Below are 18,051 nucleotides of genomic sequence, written 5' to 3'. Positions count from 1 at the left end.
CCTCTTCCAGGGCTTATTCCTGGATGACATCAGCCCCTTTCGGGATATCGAACTTGAACTTGGAAGCAGGAATCGGCTCGTTGACCTTGACCCCGGTGAACAGGATGTTGGTGCGTTGGCCCACGCTGTCGATCAACTGCATATCGTTGATCTTGCCACCGCGAAACGACAGGCGCAGGGAGTCGAACAGCGTGTCCTTGGTCTTGGGCTTCAAGGTGAAGTCCATCACATCACCGGCCTGCTTGGAGGTGATATCGAAACTGTCGCTGATTTTCGACACATCACCCGACAGCAACAGGGCCGGGGTCTGGGTCAGGCGCTGATCAAGCTTTTTGATCGTGACCTGCTCCAGATCCGGGTCCCACAGCGAAACCTTCTGGCCATCGGAGACCATCAGTTGCTCTTGTGGCGCATCGGTGTGCCAGTAGAACAGGCCCGGACGTTTAACCGACATTTCACCGGCAGTTTCCTGCAATTGAGTGCCACTGCCATCGAGCGTCAGCTGTGAAAAGCGCGCCGTGATGGTGTCGGAGCCGAGCAATTGACCAAGACGTTTCACACTCTCGGCATCGGCATGGGCCGACAGCGAAGAAAAAGCCAGTACCGGTAGCAACAGCATGCTGACAAAACGCATGGACATCCTCATTGATTAGTTAGAACCCGCCCGATACAGCCCTGGGCAGATCAATCGCGCATCGGGGCCGGCGCCAGTACTTCGCGCGAGCCATTAGTGTTCATCGAGGTGACAACCCCGGCCATTTCCATGGATTCGATCATTCGGGCAGCGCGGTTGTAACCAATCTTCAATTTGCGTTGAACCGCAGAGATCGAGGCACGACGGCTCTCAAGTACGAACTGTACGGCCTCGTCGTAGAGCGCATCGGTTTCAGCGTCATCACCGCCATCGCTGCTGCCGCCGTCAAAGCCGCTGCCAGGTTCTTCAACCCCGGCAAGGATGTCTTCGTTGTAGTCCGGCGAGCCGCGAAGCTTCCAGGCTTCGACCACACGGTGAACTTCATCGTCTGAAACAAACGCACCATGTACCCGGATTGGCAGGCTGGTGCCGGGCGGCATGTACAACATGTCACCGTGGCCCAGCAGTTGCTCGGCGCCACCCTGATCGATGATGGTGCGCGAATCGATCTTGCTCGACACCTGGAACGCCATACGGGTCGGGATGTTGGCCTTGATCAGACCCGTGATCACGTCCACCGACGGACGCTGGGTCGCGAGGATCAAGTGAATCCCTGCGGCCCGTGCTTTCTGGGCAATACGGGCAATCAGCTCTTCGACCTTCTTGCCGACGATCATCATCATGTCGGCGAATTCGTCGACCACCACCACGATGGTTGGCAACTTCACCAGCAGCGGCGCTTCGTCGTGAATGCTTTCACGCTTGTACAGCGGGTCGACCAGTGGCTCGCCAGCGTCCTGGGCGTCCTTGACCTTCTGGTTGAAGCCGGCGAGGTTACGCACGCCCATCTTGGCCATCAACTTGTAACGGCGCTCCATCTCGGCAACGCTCCAGCGCAGGGCGTTGGCAGCGTCTTTCATGTCCGTAACCACCGGGCACAGCAAATGCGGGATGCCTTCGTAGATCGACAGTTCAAGCATCTTCGGGTCGATCATGATCAATTTGGCGTCTTCGGGGCCAGACTTGAACAGAATCGACAGGATCATGGCGTTCACGCCCACGGACTTACCGGAACCGGTTGTACCGGCTACCAGCAAGTGCGGCATTTTCGCCAGATCGGTGATCACCGGTCGCCCACCGATGTCATGGCCCAAGGCCAGAGTCACGGGAGACTTGGCGTTGTCGTACTCAGGGGTCGACAACACCTCGGAGAACCGCACGATCTGCCGGTCTTCGTTAGGAATTTCGATACCGACCGTGGTTTTGCCCGGGATAACTTCAACCACCCGCACACTGGTCACAGCCAGCGAACGCGCCAGGTCTTTGGCCAGGTTGGAAATACGGCTGACCTTGACCCCGGCTGCAGGCTGGATTTCGTAGCGGGTAATCACCGGGCCCGGATGAATCGAGTCCACCGACACTTCTACGCCGAACTCCTTGAGCTTGATTTCAAGCAGGTGACCAACGGCCGCCAGAGATTCAGGGGAGTAGTTGAGCTGTTTTTTCTCGGCCGGATCCAGAATCGAGATCGGCGGCAGCGTGCCTTCAACCGCGCTGTCCACAAACAACGGGGCCTGCTTCTCTTTCTGCACTCGCTTGCTCGGCTCAGGCGCCTTGGGCGGTGCCGGAGCGATAACTGCCGGCACGTGCTTTTCACGCTCGGACATGTGCTTGGTCAACGCCTGCTCACGCTCGATCAGGCGCTCTTTGGCCTTGGCCTGCTCACGCTTGTCGGAAACGCTAGGCGCGACCACGTCATTGACCCGGTTATCAACCTCTCGCAGTTGGGCCACAAGCTGCTTGCGCTCGTTGCGCTCTGACCACCAGCGATTGGCCGCCCCCTGGATCAGCTCAAACAGGTCAAGGGTGATTTTGCCCGTCACGTCCATGACCTTGAACCATGACAGGTCAGTGAATACGGTGAGGCCAAACAGGAACAACGCAATCAGCAACAGGGTACTGCCCTGGATATTCAGCGCATTCTTGGCCAGATCACCCAGGCTTTCGCCCAGAGCACCGCCCGCGCCTGCCGGCAGGCCCACGGCGGAGTGAAAGTGGATATGGGCCAGTGCCGCCCCCGAAATCACCAGAAACACCAGGCCTACCAGGCGCCATGAGAACAACCAGCCACTCCACTGCCAGGGCTGATGCCGTTCGCGGAAGATCTGGTACGCCTTGACCGCCAGCAGCAACGGGAAAATATAGGCAAAGTAACCGAGCACCATAAACAGGATGTCAGCACTGTAGGAGCCCGCAGGGCCGCCGAAGTTCTGCACATCCACGACACGGCTGTTATGGCTCCAGCCGGGATCGTCCTTGCCATAGGTCAACAGGGCCATGATCAGGAACAGGCATAGGGCGCCGATAGCGATCAATGCACCTTCCTTGAGCCGGTAGTGCAACTGTTGACGCCAGAGAGGAACTGCTTTGGGTGCTACTGTGGATTTCTTCAAAACGGGTCTTTTCCTGCGCCTGTGGCGCGCCCAACTATTAATTGACTAAGGTGACTGCAAAATACTGCTCATATCGAGCAGGCGACAAATTCAGACTTTAAATGAAACCAGCCTTGTATTATTCCCTGCAGCAACGTTGGTGCAGTCTAGATCAGCGTAAACAGGCAGGCCATTGTACGGGTTTAAGCCGTTGATGCCACGCTGGCTCAAGCGACGATCAGATTCCACTTGCGCCTGGCTGAGAAGCGCCAATTTGAGCATGTATTACCTTTTGTGACAAAGACTTATACCGCCGTTAAAACAGAGCTTACATTTCGCTGGCAGATCGACTGAGACCGCATTTGCGTGACAGAGTTGCAGCCGCCCTCCCCTTCTTCTGTAAGACCCAAAGCCATGCTGACCTGGTTAAAACGCGACACTCTGACATTCCCGCCCCTGGCAAAAGCCATGCGCGAGCCCAACGGGCTCCTGGCCGCAGGCGGCGACCTGTCGGCAGACCGGCTGATCCAGGCCTATCGCCACGGCTGCTTTCCGTGGTTCAGCGAAGGCCAGCCGATCCTCTGGTGGTCGCCCGACCCGCGCACAGTGCTGTTCCCCGAAGAGCTGCACGTGTCCCGCAGCCTGGGCAAACTGTTACGCCAGCAACGCTATCAGGTCAGTTTTGACCGCGACTTTGCAGCGGTGATTCAGGCATGCGCAGCACCGCGCGACTATGCGGACGGCACGTGGATTACCGACAACATGCAAAACGCCTACATCGAACTGCATGCTCGCGGCCATGCCCATTCGGTTGAAGTCTGGGATAACGGCGAACTGGTGGGCGGACTGTATGGCCTGGCAATGGGGCAGCTGTTTTTTGGCGAGTCGATGTTCAGCCGCGCCGACAACGCTTCAAAGTTCGGCTTTGTCACATTAGTCAGACAGCTGCAGGCTTGGGGTTTTGTCCTGATTGACTGTCAAATGCCTACTGACCACCTCGAGAGCCTCGGCGCCCGCTCAATCCCGCGAACGCAATTTGCCGAGTATTTGCGCAATCATCTCGACCAGCCCACACCTGCACAGTGGGTTTTGTAGGCGCACTTTTGCACGCTGGCTTACACTTAATTTAAAGATTTGCGAGGGCCCATCATGACCGAGCTGGCGCGTTTGAAGTTTTATGCCACTCAACCTCACGCTTGCAGCTACTTGCCTGACGAACAGGCCACTACGCTGTTCCTCGACCCCAGTCAGCCGATGGATGTGCAGGTGTATGCCGATTTGTCCGAGATGGGTTTCCGGCGCAGTGGCGACCATCTCTATCGCCCGCATTGCCTGAAGTGCGATGCCTGCACCCCGGCGCGCATTCCTGTTGCGCGCTTTATGCCCAATCGTCAGCAAAAACGCATTTTCAAGCGCAACGCCGATTTACAGGTACAGCCTGTCAAACCAGGGTTCAGCGAAGAAAATTTTGACCTTTATCAACGTTATATCGAGCAACGCCATGCCGATGGCGACATGTATCCGCCCAGCCGCGATCAATTCTCGACGTTTCTGGTACGCGATCTGGCGTTCTCGAGATTCTATGAGTTCCGCCTCGATGGCCGCTTGCTGGCGGTCGCCGTCACTGACGTGCTGCCCAATGGTCTGTCTGCGGTGTACACCTTCTACGACCCTGACGAGGAACGCCGCAGTCTGGGGCGCTACGGGATTCTCTGGCAAATTGCCGAAGCCCGGCGCATGGGGCTGGATGCCCTGTACCTGGGATACTGGATCAAGAACTGCAAAAAGATGAATTACAAGACCGAATACCGGCCCATTGAGCTGCTGATTAATCAGAGATGGAGCTCTCTTGATTGAACCCTTGGCTTAAACCCCATTTTTCGGGCACAATGCACGCCGCTTTTGCCTGGCGCAGTTGCACCGGGCCATTCATTGGACACCGAGGGCTTTACTGCATGTCGAAAGAAGACAGCTTCGAAATGGAAGGCACTGTCGTCGACACCCTGCCCAACACCATGTTTCGTGTGGAGTTGGAAAATGGGCACGTCGTAACCGCGCATATTTCCGGCAAGATGCGCAAGAACTACATTCGTATTCTTACCGGTGACAAAGTGCGCGTCGAGCTGACGCCCTATGACTTGAGCAAAGGGCGTATCACTTACCGCGCTCGCTAATCAAGTCAATACAAAACGCCCGGCTCTGCCGGGCGTTTTTGTTTGCCCGGGATTTGCCTGACACCCACAACATCAGAGGGAGCGAGCCTGCTCGCGATACAGACGACACCGTCTGCCAAACGAACCGCAGTAATGCCATCGTGAGCAGGCTCACTCCCACTGATTTAGCTGCACTACTAAACTTTGCTCGCCTGTAACTTTTTTGTCTTATTCATTACATATCAAACACTGCACTTTCATAACTTCCAAACTTCCTGAACCGTTGCTGTACCACCGTCACTTGCCAGGCGTTAACATTGACTTACCCCTGCAGTCTAAGTAGATTGCACAGGCCGGTCATTCAGGCCGCCTATAAACTTCACAAAAGAAGCCAATGGACACAGTATCTAGTCGCTGTCCGGTCACCGTAATTACGGAGATCCGGGCGCTAAACCCAGACATTGACGGGACTCGCCTGCACGGCGGGGTCAACTGCGCTAGAGCCTGATGCTCCAACGTAACGACCTCACCGGCGCCGTCCGGTCACGAGGTGTGTTATGACCTTTCAAACCCCTGTACTACCCGGCGTTCGCGCCTTTACCTCGAGCATGCGTGTGAAACTGTCCCGCGAGCCCACTTATGCTCGCTCGACCAAATCACCCTTCTCCACTCCGGTTCCCGGCATAAAACCTGCGCACCGCCAGGTGCATTGGCGCGTCAATCCTGCCACAGGCCAACTGGAGCAACGCTGGAGCATGGCCGACTCTCAGGACCCGCAGAGTCGCGCTTGGCGCTGATTATCCATTAACTGAAAACAACTTTAATTCACTGGAGTTCCCCATGGAAGAAGCCAGTAGTTACCCGCTGCGTGGGCATTAACAACTTAATTGCAGCGGGACTTTAAAGCGCACTTAACACTTCATTAAAACCGATTGCGAAGTTTGCGACTCGGCATACATTGGCTCGCCTTTAAATAGGTAAGCCAACGTATGTTTGGTCAAGAGTTGGCGACAGGAGTTCTCATCATGAGCGCCGTAAAAAACACTAAAGTTCGAGACAAGAACAGCACCAGCGACAGCAACAAACTGTCCATGCGTGCCGCTCGGGAAGCACAAAACGGTCTCTCGGCCACTCTGGCCAATGTCCGCGCCACAACTGCCGGCCTGACCGAGCAAGACGCCGCCGAACGCCTGCAGACAGATGGCTACAACGAGGTGGCTCACGACAAACCGCCTCACGCCATCGTGCAGTTCATGCTGGCCCTGCATAACCCGTTCATCTATGTACTGCTGACCCTGGCCGTTATCAGCTTTTTCACCGACTACTGGCTGCCAGAGCGCGATGGCGAAGAAAGCGACCTGACCAAAGTCATCATCATTGGTTTGATGGTTGGCCTCAGCAGCTTGCTGCGGTTCTGGCAGGAACATCGCTCGGCCAAGTCCGCCGAAGCCCTCAAAGCCATGGTCCGCACCACCGCCACCGTTGTACGGCGGGATAAAACCGGCGGCAAGACTTCGGTGCATGAAGTGCCGATGCGCGAGCTGGTGGCCGGGGATATCGTTCAGCTGTCGGCTGGCGACATGATTCCGGCGGATATTCGCCTGATCGAATCCCGCGACTTGTTTATCAGCCAGGCAGTCCTCACCGGCGAAGCCTTGCCCGTGGAGAAATACGACACCTTGGGGGATGTCACACAAAAGTCCGCCTCCAGCACCGCTGCCGATCAGAGCAACCTGCTGGACTTGCCCAACATCTGCTTTATGGGCACCAACGTGGTCAGCGGCACCGCCCGCGCCGTAGTGGTCGCCACCGGCCCGCGCACCTACTTTGGCTCACTGGCCAAGGCAATCGTCGGCTCTCGCACGCAAACCGCGTTCGACCGTGGGGTCAACAGCGTCAGCTGGCTGCTGATCCGCTTCATGCTGGTCATGGTGCCGATCGTGTTTTTCCTCAACGGCTTTTCCAAGGGCGATTGGGGCGATGCCTTTATGTTTGCCCTGGCAGTGGCGGTCGGCCTGACCCCGGAAATGCTGCCAATGATTGTCAGCGCCAACCTGGCCAAGGGCGCAACCGCCATGGCCAAGCGCAAAGTGGTGGTCAAGCGCCTGAATGCGATCCAGAACCTGGGCTCCATGGATGTGCTGTGCACCGACAAGACCGGCACCCTGACCCAGGATCACATCATCCTTGAGCATCACGTCAACCCCAGCGGCAAGCGTGATGAATCGGTACTGGCTCTGGCCTGGCTCAACAGCCACTTCCAAAGCGGCATCCGCAACCTGATGGATCAGGCGGTGGTGCAATTTGCCCAACAGGACTCCAGGTTCAACGCTCCGCTCAACTACAGCAAGGTGGATGAGCTGCCCTTTGACTTCGTCCGTCGGCGCCTGTCGATCATCGTCAAGGACACCCAAGGCGACCACCTGTTGGTGTGCAAGGGCGCTGTTGAAGAAATGCTCGGCATTGCCACCCATGTGATGGAGGGTGATACCACCGTCGCCCTGGACCCTGCACGCCGCGAGCAACTGCTGGCACTGACCACCGAATACAATGAGGACGGTTTCCGGGTATTGCTGGTCGCCACCCGCGACATCCCCAAGACCCAGACGCACAAGCAATACAACACCGCTGACGAGCGGGATCTGGTAATCCGCGGCATGCTCACCTTCCTTGATCCGCCAAAAGAAACCGCAGGCCCGGCGATTGCCGCCCTGCGGGACATCGGCGTAGCGGTCAAGGTGCTGACCGGCGACAACGCCGTGGTCACCAGCAAGATTTGCCGTCAGGTCGGCCTGGAACCAGGCGCGCCATTACTCGGCCCGGAAATCGAGGCGATGGACGACGCCGCGCTGCAACTGGAGGTCGAGCAACGCACCGTATTCGCCAAGCTCACCCCGCTGCAGAAGTCCCGTGTACTCAAAGCACTGCAAGCCAACGGCCACACCGTAGGCTTCCTTGGCGATGGCATTAACGATGCCCCAGCCCTACGTGATGCCGACGTGGGTATCTCGGTGGACAGCGGCACGGACATTGCCAAGGAATCGGCCGACATCATCCTGCTGGAAAAGAGCCTGATGGTGCTGGAAGAGGGTGTGCTCAAAGGACGCGAGACATTCGGCAACATCATGAAGTACCTCAACATGACCGCCAGCTCCAACTTCGGCAACGTGTTCTCGGTACTGGTGGCCAGCGCCTTTATTCCTTTCCTGCCGATGCTGTCGATTCACCTGCTGCTGCAAAACCTGATGTACGACATCTCCCAGCTGGCATTGCCGTGGGACAAGATGGACAAGGAATACCTGCAAAAACCACGTAAGTGGGACGCGAAAAATATCGGGCGTTTCATGATCTGGATCGGGCCAACTTCGTCGATCTTCGACATCACCACATTTGCCCTGATGTGGTACGTGTTCTCGGCCAACAGCGTGGAAATGCAGACCCTGTTCCAGTCCGGCTGGTTTATCGAGGGGCTGCTCTCGCAAACCCTGGTCGTACACATGCTGCGAACCCGCAAGATCCCGTTCATCCAGAGCACCGCCGCATGGCCGGTGACCATGATGACCATCATTGTGATCGTGCTGGGGATCTACGTGCCGTTCTCGCCGCTGGGTACATTGGTTGGCCTGGAGCCGCTACCGCTGTCGTACTTCCCTTGGCTGGTAGCCACCCTGTTCAGCTACTGCTGCGTCGCGCAACTGATGAAGACCATCTACATCCGCCGTTTCAAGCAGTGGTACTGACTTGAATCGCCATGGGCTGGCGCCTTATCGCGCCAGCCCATGCCTTCGTATTACGACCTCGTAAGACATGAATGCTTGTTTTGTGGAGATTCCTTATGTCGGGAACCACTCTGTTACTCAACCTCGCGGGCGCCATCGCACTTTTGCTCTGGGGCACCCATATGATTTCCACAGCCCTGCTGCGCGGATTTGGCACCCAACTGCGCAACTGGATGGGGCGCAACCTGAATAACCGCTGGATGGCACTGATTTCCGGAATCGGTATTACCGGCGTATTGCAAAGCAGTACAGCGGTCAGCCTGATGGCAACCTCGTTTACCGCAGCTGGCACCCTGAGCCTGGCACCCGCCCTGGTGGTGATGCTGGGGGCCAATATCGGCTCGACTCTGGTGGTGCAACTGCTGAGCTTCGACACCTCGCTGGCGATGCCGATCATCCTGCTGGTGGGCTTTGTTGTGTATCGCTTGCGCGATGATTCGCGCTACGAAAGCGTCGGCTGCGCGCTGATCGGCCTGGGCCTAATGTTGCTGGCCCTGAGTTTGCTCAGTGCTACCCTGGCCCACATGGAGGCGACTTCGGTGTTTCGCGCCATCATGCAAAGCCTGGAAGGCGACTTGATCATAGCGGTGATCGCCGCAGTACTACTGACCTGGATCTGCCACTCCAGCGTCGCAGTGGTGCTGCTGATCGCCTCTTTGGCAGGCGCAGGCATGATGACACCCGTGACCGCCATTGCCCTGATGCTCGGTGCCAATATCGGCGGCGCCTTGCCATCGGTGTTCAGCGCCAGCTCGCCTGTTGCACGCCGCCTGCCTGTGGGCAACCTGCTGATCCGCCTGCTGGGCACCGTAGTGTTGCTGCCATGCCTGGCGCTGATTGCCAACTATCTGGCCCGAACTGATATCGGCCCGGCGCACATGGTGGTGTACCTGCACACCGCGTTCAATCTGGTGCTGGCAGTGGTGTTTATCGGTTTGACCGAGCCCTGCGCACGCCTGCTGACCCGCATGTTTCCTCAGCAAGATCCGCCAGCGGATCCTGGCATGCCACAGTATCTGGACGAAGCCGGGCTGGAAGTGGCCAATATAGGCCTGTCCAATACCGTGCGCGAAGCCTTGCGCCTGGCGGACATGACTTCACTGATGCTCAATCAGGTCCTGCAACTGTTTGAGAAGGTCGATCAGCAGACCATGAACGAGGTGCGGCAACTGGATCACTCCATCGACCTGCTAAGTGCAGCGATCCGCGCTTATCTTGCCGATATCGGCCACGACGGCCTGAGCGATGACGATGCCGATCGCGCCCAGGAAATCCTGATGTTCGTAATCAACCTGGAACATGCCGGGGACATTCTCAACAACCTGGCGCAACTGGCCGTACGCAGGACACGCCGAGGGGAGCGCTTTTCATCTTTCGAGCTGATGCATATCCAGGCCATGCACCTGGCCCTGCTGGAGAGCCTGAACCTGGCCATTACCGCGTTTTTAAGCGAAAACGCAGCCGCAGCCGAGGCCTTGATCAACCACAAGGAAACCGTACGCAAGCTGGAGGCCAGGGCTAGCCGCGAGCACTTTCGCAAGTTGCAGAATGACAAGACGGCCTGGGCCGAGTCCGGGGATATTTTCCAGCGGGTGCTGCGCGACTACCGTCGTGTCCATCACCATATTGCCGCTTTGGGCTACCCGGTGCTGGAGCGCCACACCGAGCACAACCCAGCGGCGAGCCTGAGCCCGACCAGCTAGCTGCAGACAGCAAAAAGGCGCCCGAGGGCGCCTTTTTTACTGCCGTGTTACATCAAGCCATTTCGACTGCGGTTTCATACTCGAAGGTCAACTCGCCATTCTCCAGGTCGATGTGTACCACACCGCCATGGTCGGCCAGTTCGCCAAAGAGGATTTCCTCGGCCAGCGGACGCTTGATCTTGTCCTGAATCAAACGCGCCATCGGACGAGCCCCCATCAGTGCGTCATAGCCACCCGCGGCCAACCAGCCACGCGCCGCGTCCGACACCTCAAGCTGCACGTGCTTGTCTTCCAGCTGCGCCTGCAGTTCGGTAAGGAACTTGTCCACCACATGTTTGATGACCTCGTGACTGAGGCGACCAAACTGAATGATGGTGTCCAGGCGGTTGCGGAACTCGGGAGTGAAGCTCTTCTTGATCGCTTCCATCGCATCGGAAGCATGATCCTGATGAGTAAACCCGATCGAAGCCCGAGAAGCTGTTTCAGCACCCGCGTTGGTGGTCATGATGACGATCACGTTGCGGAAGTCCGCCTTGCGCCCGTTGTTATCGGTCAGCGTGCCGTGGTCCATGACCTGCAACAGCAGGTTAAAGACCTCGGGGTGCGCCTTTTCGATTTCATCGAGCAACAACACACAATGCGGCTGCTTGGTGATGGCTTCAGTCAGCAAACCACCCTGATCGAAACCGACATAGCCCGGAGGTGCACCGATCAGACGCGATACGGTGTGGCGCTCCATGTACTCGGACATGTCGAAACGGATCAGTTCGATGCCCAGGGCCTTGGCCAATTGGCGCGCAGCCTCGGTTTTACCGACACCGGTCGGCCCTGCGAACAGGAACGAACCCACAGGCTTGTCTGGCGACTTGAGCCCGGCACGGGACAACTTGATCGCGGTGGACAACGAATCAATCGCAGCATCCTGACCGAACACGGTCAAACGCAGGTCGCGCTCAAGGTTGCGCAACAGTTCCTTGTCCGAGACAGAGACGTGTTTTGGCGGAATACGTGCGATTTTCGCAACGATGTCTTCAACTTGCGCGACTTCGATGCGTTTGACCCGTTTCTCGACCGGCTGCAGACGCTGATAAGCACCCGCCTCGTCGATCACATCAATGGCCTTGTCCGGCATGTGCCGGTCGTTGATGTAGCGCGACGCCAGCTCAGCCGCCGCACGCAGGGCCTCATCGCTGTACTCGATGCCGTGATGCTGTTCAAAGCGACCTTTAAGCCCGCGCAGAATGCCAATGGTGTCTTCAACCGAAGGCTCGGACACGTCGACTTTCTGGAAGCGGCGCGCCAAGGCGCGGTCCTTCTCGAAAATTCCGCGAAATTCCTGGAACGTAGTGGAGCCGATGCAGCGAATGTCGCCCGAAGACAACAAAGGCTTGAGCAGGTTGGAGGCATCCATCACGCCGCCAGACGCAGCGCCCGCACCAATAATGGTGTGGATTTCATCGATAAACAGAATCGCCTGCGGGCGTTTTTTCAGCTCACCGAGCAGCGCCTTGAAACGTTTCTCGAAATCGCCGCGGTACTTGGTACCCGCCAGCAAAGCGCCGAGATCAAGGGAGTAGACGATGCTGTTCGCCAGCAGGTCAGGCACCTGATTGTCGACGATGCGCTTGGCCAGGCCTTCGGCAATTGCGGTTTTACCCACACCGGCCTCACCGACCAGCAACGGGTTATTTTTACGCCGACGCGCCAGAATCTGGGCAACGCGCTCAACTTCCATCTCGCGCCCTACCAGCGGATCGATCCGACCCTGGCGGGCCAACTCGTTCAGGTTGCTGGCGTAGGCGTCCAGAGGATTGCTTGAAGATGACGATTCGCCGCCCTCTTCATCCTGCATTTCATGTTCGCCATCAGAGTGATCACCATGCCCCGGCACCTTGGAGATGCCGTGGGCAATAAAGTTGACCACATCAATACGGGCAACGCTCTGCTGCTTGAGCAGGAACACGGCCTGGCTTTCCTGCTCGCTGAAAATCGCAACCAGCACATTGGCGCCAGTCACTTCACGCTTGCCGGAGCTTTGCACGTGGAATACAGCACGCTGCAAGACCCGCTGAAAACCCAGGGTTGGCTGAGTTTCGCGGTCTTCGTCGTGGACGGGAATCAGGGGAGTCGTGGAATCAATAAACTCTTGCAGGTCATGCTTGAGTTTGTCGAGGTTTGCGCCACAGGCGCGTAGAACGGTTGCGGCTGCCTCATTATCCAAAAGCGCTAAAAGGAGGTGCTCAACCGTCATGAACTCATGACGTTTGGAGCGCGCTTCCTTGAAGGCAAGATTGAGGGTGACTTCGAGCTCGCGATTTAACATGGCTTCACCTCATACCCAAGTGGTCGGCGTTAACCGTCCTTCTCGATTTCACAGAGTAGCGGATGCTGGCTTTCACGCGCGTACTGGTTTACCTGCATGGCCTTGGTCTCGGCGATATCGCGGGTAAAAATGCCGCACACGGCCCGTCCTTCTGTATGGACGGCCAGCATGACCTTGGTCGCCAATTCGCGATTCAAGTTAAAAAACACCTCAAGTATTTCGACAACGAAATCCATGGGTGTGTAGTCATCGTTAAACAAAACCACCTTGTACATCGGCGGCGCCTGAAGCGCAGGCTTAGCCTCTTGCACAGCCAAGCCAGCGGAGTCTTCGTGATCAAAATCGGACTGATCCTGATTGAATGTTAGTCGAGTCTGGCTGATTGCATGCATGGAAAAAAAGGTTCGTCGTAGGTTGTGCAAATACAGTGATGGAGGCGAAGGTGTCAAATTGCAACAGCGCCGCCGCGTGACCTTGACTATCGGTAAAACGGTGTTACAACCATTAATGCCCACAGTGGGAAAAATGGTCCGCACAGTCAACCATATTTACTGGTTTCTGTGCGAGTGAACTGGATGATACTCCAGTGATGGAGTTTTGCAGCAGAGGGATATGAGTATGCAAGGCAAGGTCAAGTGGTTCAACAACGCCAAGGGCTTCGGCTTCATTAATACGCAGGCCAAGGAAGGCATCGATGAACACGGAAACCCGATTGACTTTTTTGCGCATTTTTCGGCAATCCAGATGGACGGTTACAAGACGCTCAAGGCTGGCCAGCCCGTGAGCTTCGAAATAATCCAGGGGCCCAAAGGCCTGCATGCCGTTGAGATCACTAACGCCCAGGGCCCCGTCACCGCCCTTGCGAATGCGCCAGAGGTAACCAGCCTCTCAGTCTGACCCCCCGGACTCGCCGCAAAAAAAACCGGCCGATTCAAACACTCGAATCGGCCGGTTTTTTTATGCCTGCTCAGTTCACATATGAGCGATCAGCGCATCGCCGAAGCCCGACGACGAAACCAGCGTTGCACCTTCCATCAATCGTTCAAAATCGTAGGTCACGGTTTTGGCCGAAATCGCGCCATTAGTCCCCTTGATGATCAGGTCGGCAGCCTCGATCCAGCCCATATGCCGCAGCATCATTTCCGCAGACAGGATCAAGGAACCCGGGTTGACCTGATTCTTGCCCGCGTACTTGGGTGCCGTGCCGTGGGTGGCCTCGAACATGGCAATGGTGTCCGACAGGTTGGCGCCCGGCGCAATACCAATACCGCCCACTTCGGCGGCCAAAGCGTCGGACAGGTAATCACCGTTCAGGTTGAGCGTCGCAATCACGTCATATTCCGCAGGACGCAACAGGATTTGCTGGAGCATGGCATCAGCAATCGCATCCTTGACGATTACATTGCGTCCGGTTTTAGGGTTCTTGAACTGCATCCACGGCCCGCCATCGAGCAAGGTCGCGCCGAATTCTTCAGCCGCCACTTCATAGGCCCACTCCTTGAAGGCACCTTCGGTGAACTTCATGATGTTGCCTTTATGCACGATGGTCAGCGACTCACGGTCGTTATCAACCACGTATTGCAGCGCCTTGCGCGCCAGGCGCCGGGTGCCTTCCCTGGATACCGGCTTGACCCCGATCCCGCAGTCCTGGTCAAAGCGGATCTTGGTCACGCCCATTTCTTCTTTCAGAAACTTGATCACCTTGATTGCTTCAGGCGAGCCAGCCTTCCATTCGATTCCGGCATAAATGTCTTCGGAGTTTTCGCGAAAGATCGTCATGTCGACGTCGCCCGGCTTTTTAACCGGGCTAGGCACACCTTCAAACCAGCGCACCGGGCGCAAACATACATACAGATCGAGCTGTTGGCGCAGGGCCACGTTCAGCGAGCGAATGCCTCCGCCCACAGGGGTTGTCAGCGGGCCTTTGATCGAGACCACGTAATCCTTTACCGCATCCAGGGTTTCCTGAGGCAGCCAGGTGTCCTGGTCGTAGACCTGGGTGGCTTTCTCCCCTGCATAGACTTCCATCCAGGAAATCTTGCGCTTGCCGGCGTAGGCCTTGTTCACTGCCGCATCGACCACCTTGATCATCACCGGACTGATGTCGACACCGATGCCATCCCCTTCGATATAGGGAATGATGGGGTTGTCGGGAACATTGAGCGAGTGATCGGCGTTGACGGTGATTTTTTCACCTGCGGCTGGAACCTTGATCTTGTTGTATCCCATGCTGAACTCCATTTGTGGGTGGAACATCATGCCGATCCCGAGCGTAACCCAGTTAAATCAGCACGCAAACCGAATGTTCAGAACGCATGATTGCAACCTCGACCGCCCCCCTTTGCAACCCCGTAAACACTGGGTAAAACGCCAAAAACAAGGGCATTTTGACGCAGGGTCTTAGACCAATGGATGATTCGTGATAGGCCGCACCCCTCGCAGGAACATTAGTGACCTATGTATACTGCGTCGGTGACCACGGAGTCACTGTGAAACACCTACTGGAATGAGTCTTTCAGGCCTAGAAAGGCTGAGCCGTTACCCCGGCTCGACCGCTTGACGCTCTACTGATGCATTCACATCACCGCGAAGAACCTCGACTTTCGGCTCATTGTTCACTGTGAACGAAAGCGCCTACCCTGCGCATCTCGAGAATCTGAGCACGCTCAGCAAAGAAGAGAGTTAATCCGAAATGCCCAACCGTTCGAAGATCATCTATACCTTCACCGACGAAGCTCCGGCGCTCGCCACCTATTCACTGCTGCCTATCATCGAAGCCTTCACTGCGCCCGCTGATATTGCTGTTGAGACGCGTGACATCTCTCTTGCAGGTCGCATCCTTGCCAGCTTCCCCGAGCAATTGGGTGCCAAGGCTGTAGCTGACCACCTCGCCGAACTGGGCGCTCTGGCCGTTACTCCTGAAGCCAACATCATCAAGCTGCCTAACATCAGCGCCTCGGTCCCGCAATTGCAGGCCGCGATCAAGGAACTGCAAGCGCAGGGCTTTGATATCCCGGACTACCCGGAAACCGTGACCACTGACGCTGACAAAGAAGTCAAAGCGCGTTACAGCAAAGTCATGGGCAGCGCCGTAAACCCGGTTCTGCGCGAAGGCAACTCTGACCGCCGCGCACCGCTGTCGGTCAAGAACTACGCTCGCAAGCACCCGCACAAAATGGGCGCCTGGGCTGCCGACTCCAAGTCGCACGTTGCTCACATGAGCGAAGGCGACTTCTACGGCAGCGAAAAAGCCGCCCTGATCGAAGCACCGGGCAGCGTTAAAATCGAACTGATCGCTCAAGACGGCACCACTACCGTCCTGAAAGAAAAAACCGCCGTTCAGGCCGGTGAGATCATCGATTGCTCGGTCATGAGCAAAAAAGCCCTGCGCGAGTTCGTAGCGGCCGAAATCGAAGACGCCAAAAAACAGGGCGTGCTGTTCTCGGTTCACTTGAAAGCCACCATGATGAAGGTCTCCGACCCGATCATGTTTGGCCAGATCGTGGCCGAGTTCTACAAGGATGCGCTGGAAAAACACGCAGACATCCTGAAAGAAATCGGTTTCAACCTGAACAACGGTATCGGCGATCTGTACGCTCGCATCAAGGCGCTGCCAGCCGAGAAGCAAGCTGAAATCGAAGCCGACATCGAAGCCGTATACGCCAACCGCCCTGCACTGGCGATGGTCAACTCGGACAAGGGCATCACCAACCTGCACGTGCCGAGCGACGTTATCGTCGACGCCTCGATGCCAGCCATGATCCGTGACTCCGGCAAAATGTGGAACACGCAAGGCCAGCTGCAAGACACCAAGGCCCTGATCCCGGATCGCTGCTACGCCACGATCTACCAGGCGACCATCGAACACTGCCAGAAGCACGGCGCGTTCGATCCGACCACCATGGGCAGCGTGCCAAACGTTGGCCTGATGGCGCAAAAAGCCGAAGAGTACGGTTCCCACGACAAGACCTTCCAGATCAAGGCCCCTGGCGTTGTTCGCGTAACAGACAGCAACGGCAACGTGCTGATGGAACAGAAGGTTGAAGAAGGCGATATCTGGCGCATGTGCCAGGCCAAAGACGCGCCGATCCGCGACTGGGTCAAACTGGCCGTCAACCGTGCTCGCGCCAGCAACACCCCGGCCATATTCTGGCTGGACCCACAGCGCAGCCACGACGCCGAAATGATCAAAAAGGTAGAAACCTACCTGAAGGACCACGACACCAGCGGTCTGGACATTCGCATCATGGCGCCAGTAGATGCCATGAACTTCACCCTGGAACGCACCCGTGCGGGCCTGGACACCATCTCGGTGACCGGCAACGTACTGCGCGACTACCTGACCGACCTGTTCCCGATCATGGAACTGGGCACTAGCGCCAAGATGCTGTCGATCGTTCCACTGATGAATGGCGGCGGTCTGTTTGAAACCGGCGCAGGCGGTTCGGCTCCAAAGCACGTGCAACAACTGCTGGAAGAAAACTTCCTGCGTTGGGACTCGCTGGGTGAATTCCTGGCACTGGCTGCTTCCCTGGAGCACTTGGGCACGACCTACAACAACCCGAAAGCGTTGGTGTTGGCCAAGACTCTGGACCAGGCCACCGGCCAGTTCCTCGACAACAACAAATCGCCATCGCGCAAAGTCGGCAACATCGACAACCGCGGTAGCCACTTCTACCTGGCGCTGTACTGGGCTCAGGCCCTGGCTGCCCAGACTGAAGACAAAGAACTGCAAGCCCAATTTGCTCCTGTAGCAAAAGCCATGGCCGAGAACGAGGCAAAAATCGTTGCCGAACTCAACGCCGTGCAGGGCAAGCCGGTCGACATCGGTGGTTACTACCACGCCGACGCCGACAAGGTGAGCAAAGTAATGCGCCCTAGCGCCACGCTGAACGCGATCATCGCCTCACTGGTGTAAGAGCAACAGAGCAACACCACAGACCCCGGCCCACGATGCCGGGGTTTGTGTTTTTACGGCCCACACAAACCCTGTGGGAGCGAGCCTGCTCGCGAATGTCGTGAACGAC

The 18,051-nt window shown here is 57.0% G+C and carries 13 protein-coding genes; 8 read left to right on the top strand and 5 right to left on the bottom strand.

The features are described 5' to 3' along the window. Positions 1-13: 13 nt before the first annotated feature. Both lolA and ftsK read right to left on the bottom strand, forming a co-directional pair. Complete coding sequence (gene lolA, locus V6L79_RS11540; RefSeq protein ID WP_133078174.1) at positions 14-634, bottom strand: outer membrane lipoprotein chaperone LolA; 621 nt, start codon at positions 632-634, stop codon at positions 14-16. 50 nt (positions 635-684) lie between these two features. After that, on the bottom strand, positions 685-3,129 hold the full coding sequence (ftsK, locus tag V6L79_RS11535; protein ID WP_395247450.1) for a DNA translocase FtsK: 2,445 nt from the start codon (positions 3,127-3,129) through the stop codon (positions 685-687). Positions 3,130-3,480: 351 nt separating this feature from the next. On the opposite strand from ftsK, the gene aat reads away from it, so the two are divergent. The 6 genes from aat (at position 3,481) to V6L79_RS11505 (ending at position 10,701) form a co-directional block, all read left to right on the top strand. After that, the gene (gene aat / locus V6L79_RS11530; RefSeq protein WP_261741612.1) at positions 3,481-4,161 is read left to right on the top strand and encodes a leucyl/phenylalanyl-tRNA--protein transferase; all 681 of its coding nucleotides are present in this window, start codon (positions 3,481-3,483) and stop codon (positions 4,159-4,161) included. 54 nt (positions 4,162-4,215) lie between these two features. Further along, positions 4,216-4,923, top strand: a complete 708-nt coding sequence (locus V6L79_RS11525) for an arginyltransferase (RefSeq protein ID WP_261741611.1) — start codon at positions 4,216-4,218, stop codon at positions 4,921-4,923. Positions 4,924-5,021: 98 nt separating this feature from the next. Beyond that, on the top strand, positions 5,022-5,240 hold the full coding sequence (gene infA, locus V6L79_RS11520) for a translation initiation factor IF-1 (RefSeq protein WP_002553999.1): 219 nt from the start codon (positions 5,022-5,024) through the stop codon (positions 5,238-5,240). A gap of 536 nt (positions 5,241-5,776) precedes the next feature. Further along, positions 5,777-6,016 carry a hypothetical protein gene (locus V6L79_RS11515; RefSeq protein ID WP_321836084.1) on the top strand — a complete coding sequence of 80 codons (240 nt, stop codon included), beginning with the start codon at positions 5,777-5,779 and terminating at the stop codon, positions 6,014-6,016. Positions 6,017-6,244: 228 nt separating this feature from the next. Beyond that, on the top strand, positions 6,245-8,959 hold the full coding sequence (gene mgtA / locus V6L79_RS11510; RefSeq protein WP_338580247.1) for a magnesium-translocating P-type ATPase: 2,715 nt from the start codon (positions 6,245-6,247) through the stop codon (positions 8,957-8,959). 95 nt (positions 8,960-9,054) lie between these two features. Further along, on the top strand, positions 9,055-10,701 hold the full coding sequence (locus tag V6L79_RS11505) for a Na/Pi cotransporter family protein (RefSeq protein ID WP_338580246.1): 1,647 nt from the start codon (positions 9,055-9,057) through the stop codon (positions 10,699-10,701). A gap of 52 nt (positions 10,702-10,753) precedes the next feature. Here the strand turns inward: V6L79_RS11505 and clpA are convergent, their stop codons facing one another. Then, the gene (gene clpA / locus V6L79_RS11500) at positions 10,754-13,024 is read right to left on the bottom strand and encodes an ATP-dependent Clp protease ATP-binding subunit ClpA (RefSeq protein ID WP_261741607.1); all 2,271 of its coding nucleotides are present in this window, start codon (positions 13,022-13,024) and stop codon (positions 10,754-10,756) included. Between the two features lie 29 nt (positions 13,025-13,053). Next, the gene (gene clpS, locus V6L79_RS11495) at positions 13,054-13,416 is read right to left on the bottom strand and encodes an ATP-dependent Clp protease adapter ClpS (protein ID WP_261741606.1); all 363 of its coding nucleotides are present in this window, start codon (positions 13,414-13,416) and stop codon (positions 13,054-13,056) included. 226 nt (positions 13,417-13,642) lie between these two features. On the opposite strand from clpS, the gene V6L79_RS11490 reads away from it, so the two are divergent. Continuing rightward, a complete protein-coding gene (locus tag V6L79_RS11490) occupies positions 13,643-13,921 on the top strand; it encodes a cold shock domain-containing protein (protein WP_261741605.1) in 279 nt (92 codons plus the stop codon). A gap of 75 nt (positions 13,922-13,996) precedes the next feature. On the opposite strand, the gene icd is transcribed toward V6L79_RS11490, so the two are convergent. Further along, complete coding sequence (gene icd, locus V6L79_RS11485) at positions 13,997-15,253, bottom strand: NADP-dependent isocitrate dehydrogenase (protein ID WP_261742398.1); 1,257 nt, start codon at positions 15,251-15,253, stop codon at positions 13,997-13,999. Between the two features lie 463 nt (positions 15,254-15,716). Between icd and V6L79_RS11480 the strand changes: the two genes are divergently transcribed. After that, positions 15,717-17,942, top strand: coding sequence for an NADP-dependent isocitrate dehydrogenase (locus V6L79_RS11480; RefSeq protein ID WP_261741604.1), 2,226 nt, complete (start codon positions 15,717-15,719; stop codon positions 17,940-17,942). Positions 17,943-18,051 lie beyond the last annotated feature (109 nt).

It is taken from the genome of Pseudomonas sp. ML2-2023-6 (assembly GCF_037055265.1).
GTDB lineage: Bacteria > Pseudomonadota > Gammaproteobacteria > Pseudomonadales > Pseudomonadaceae > Aquipseudomonas > Aquipseudomonas kulmbachensis.
This window is presented reverse-complemented; position numbering and strand designations above follow the sequence as displayed.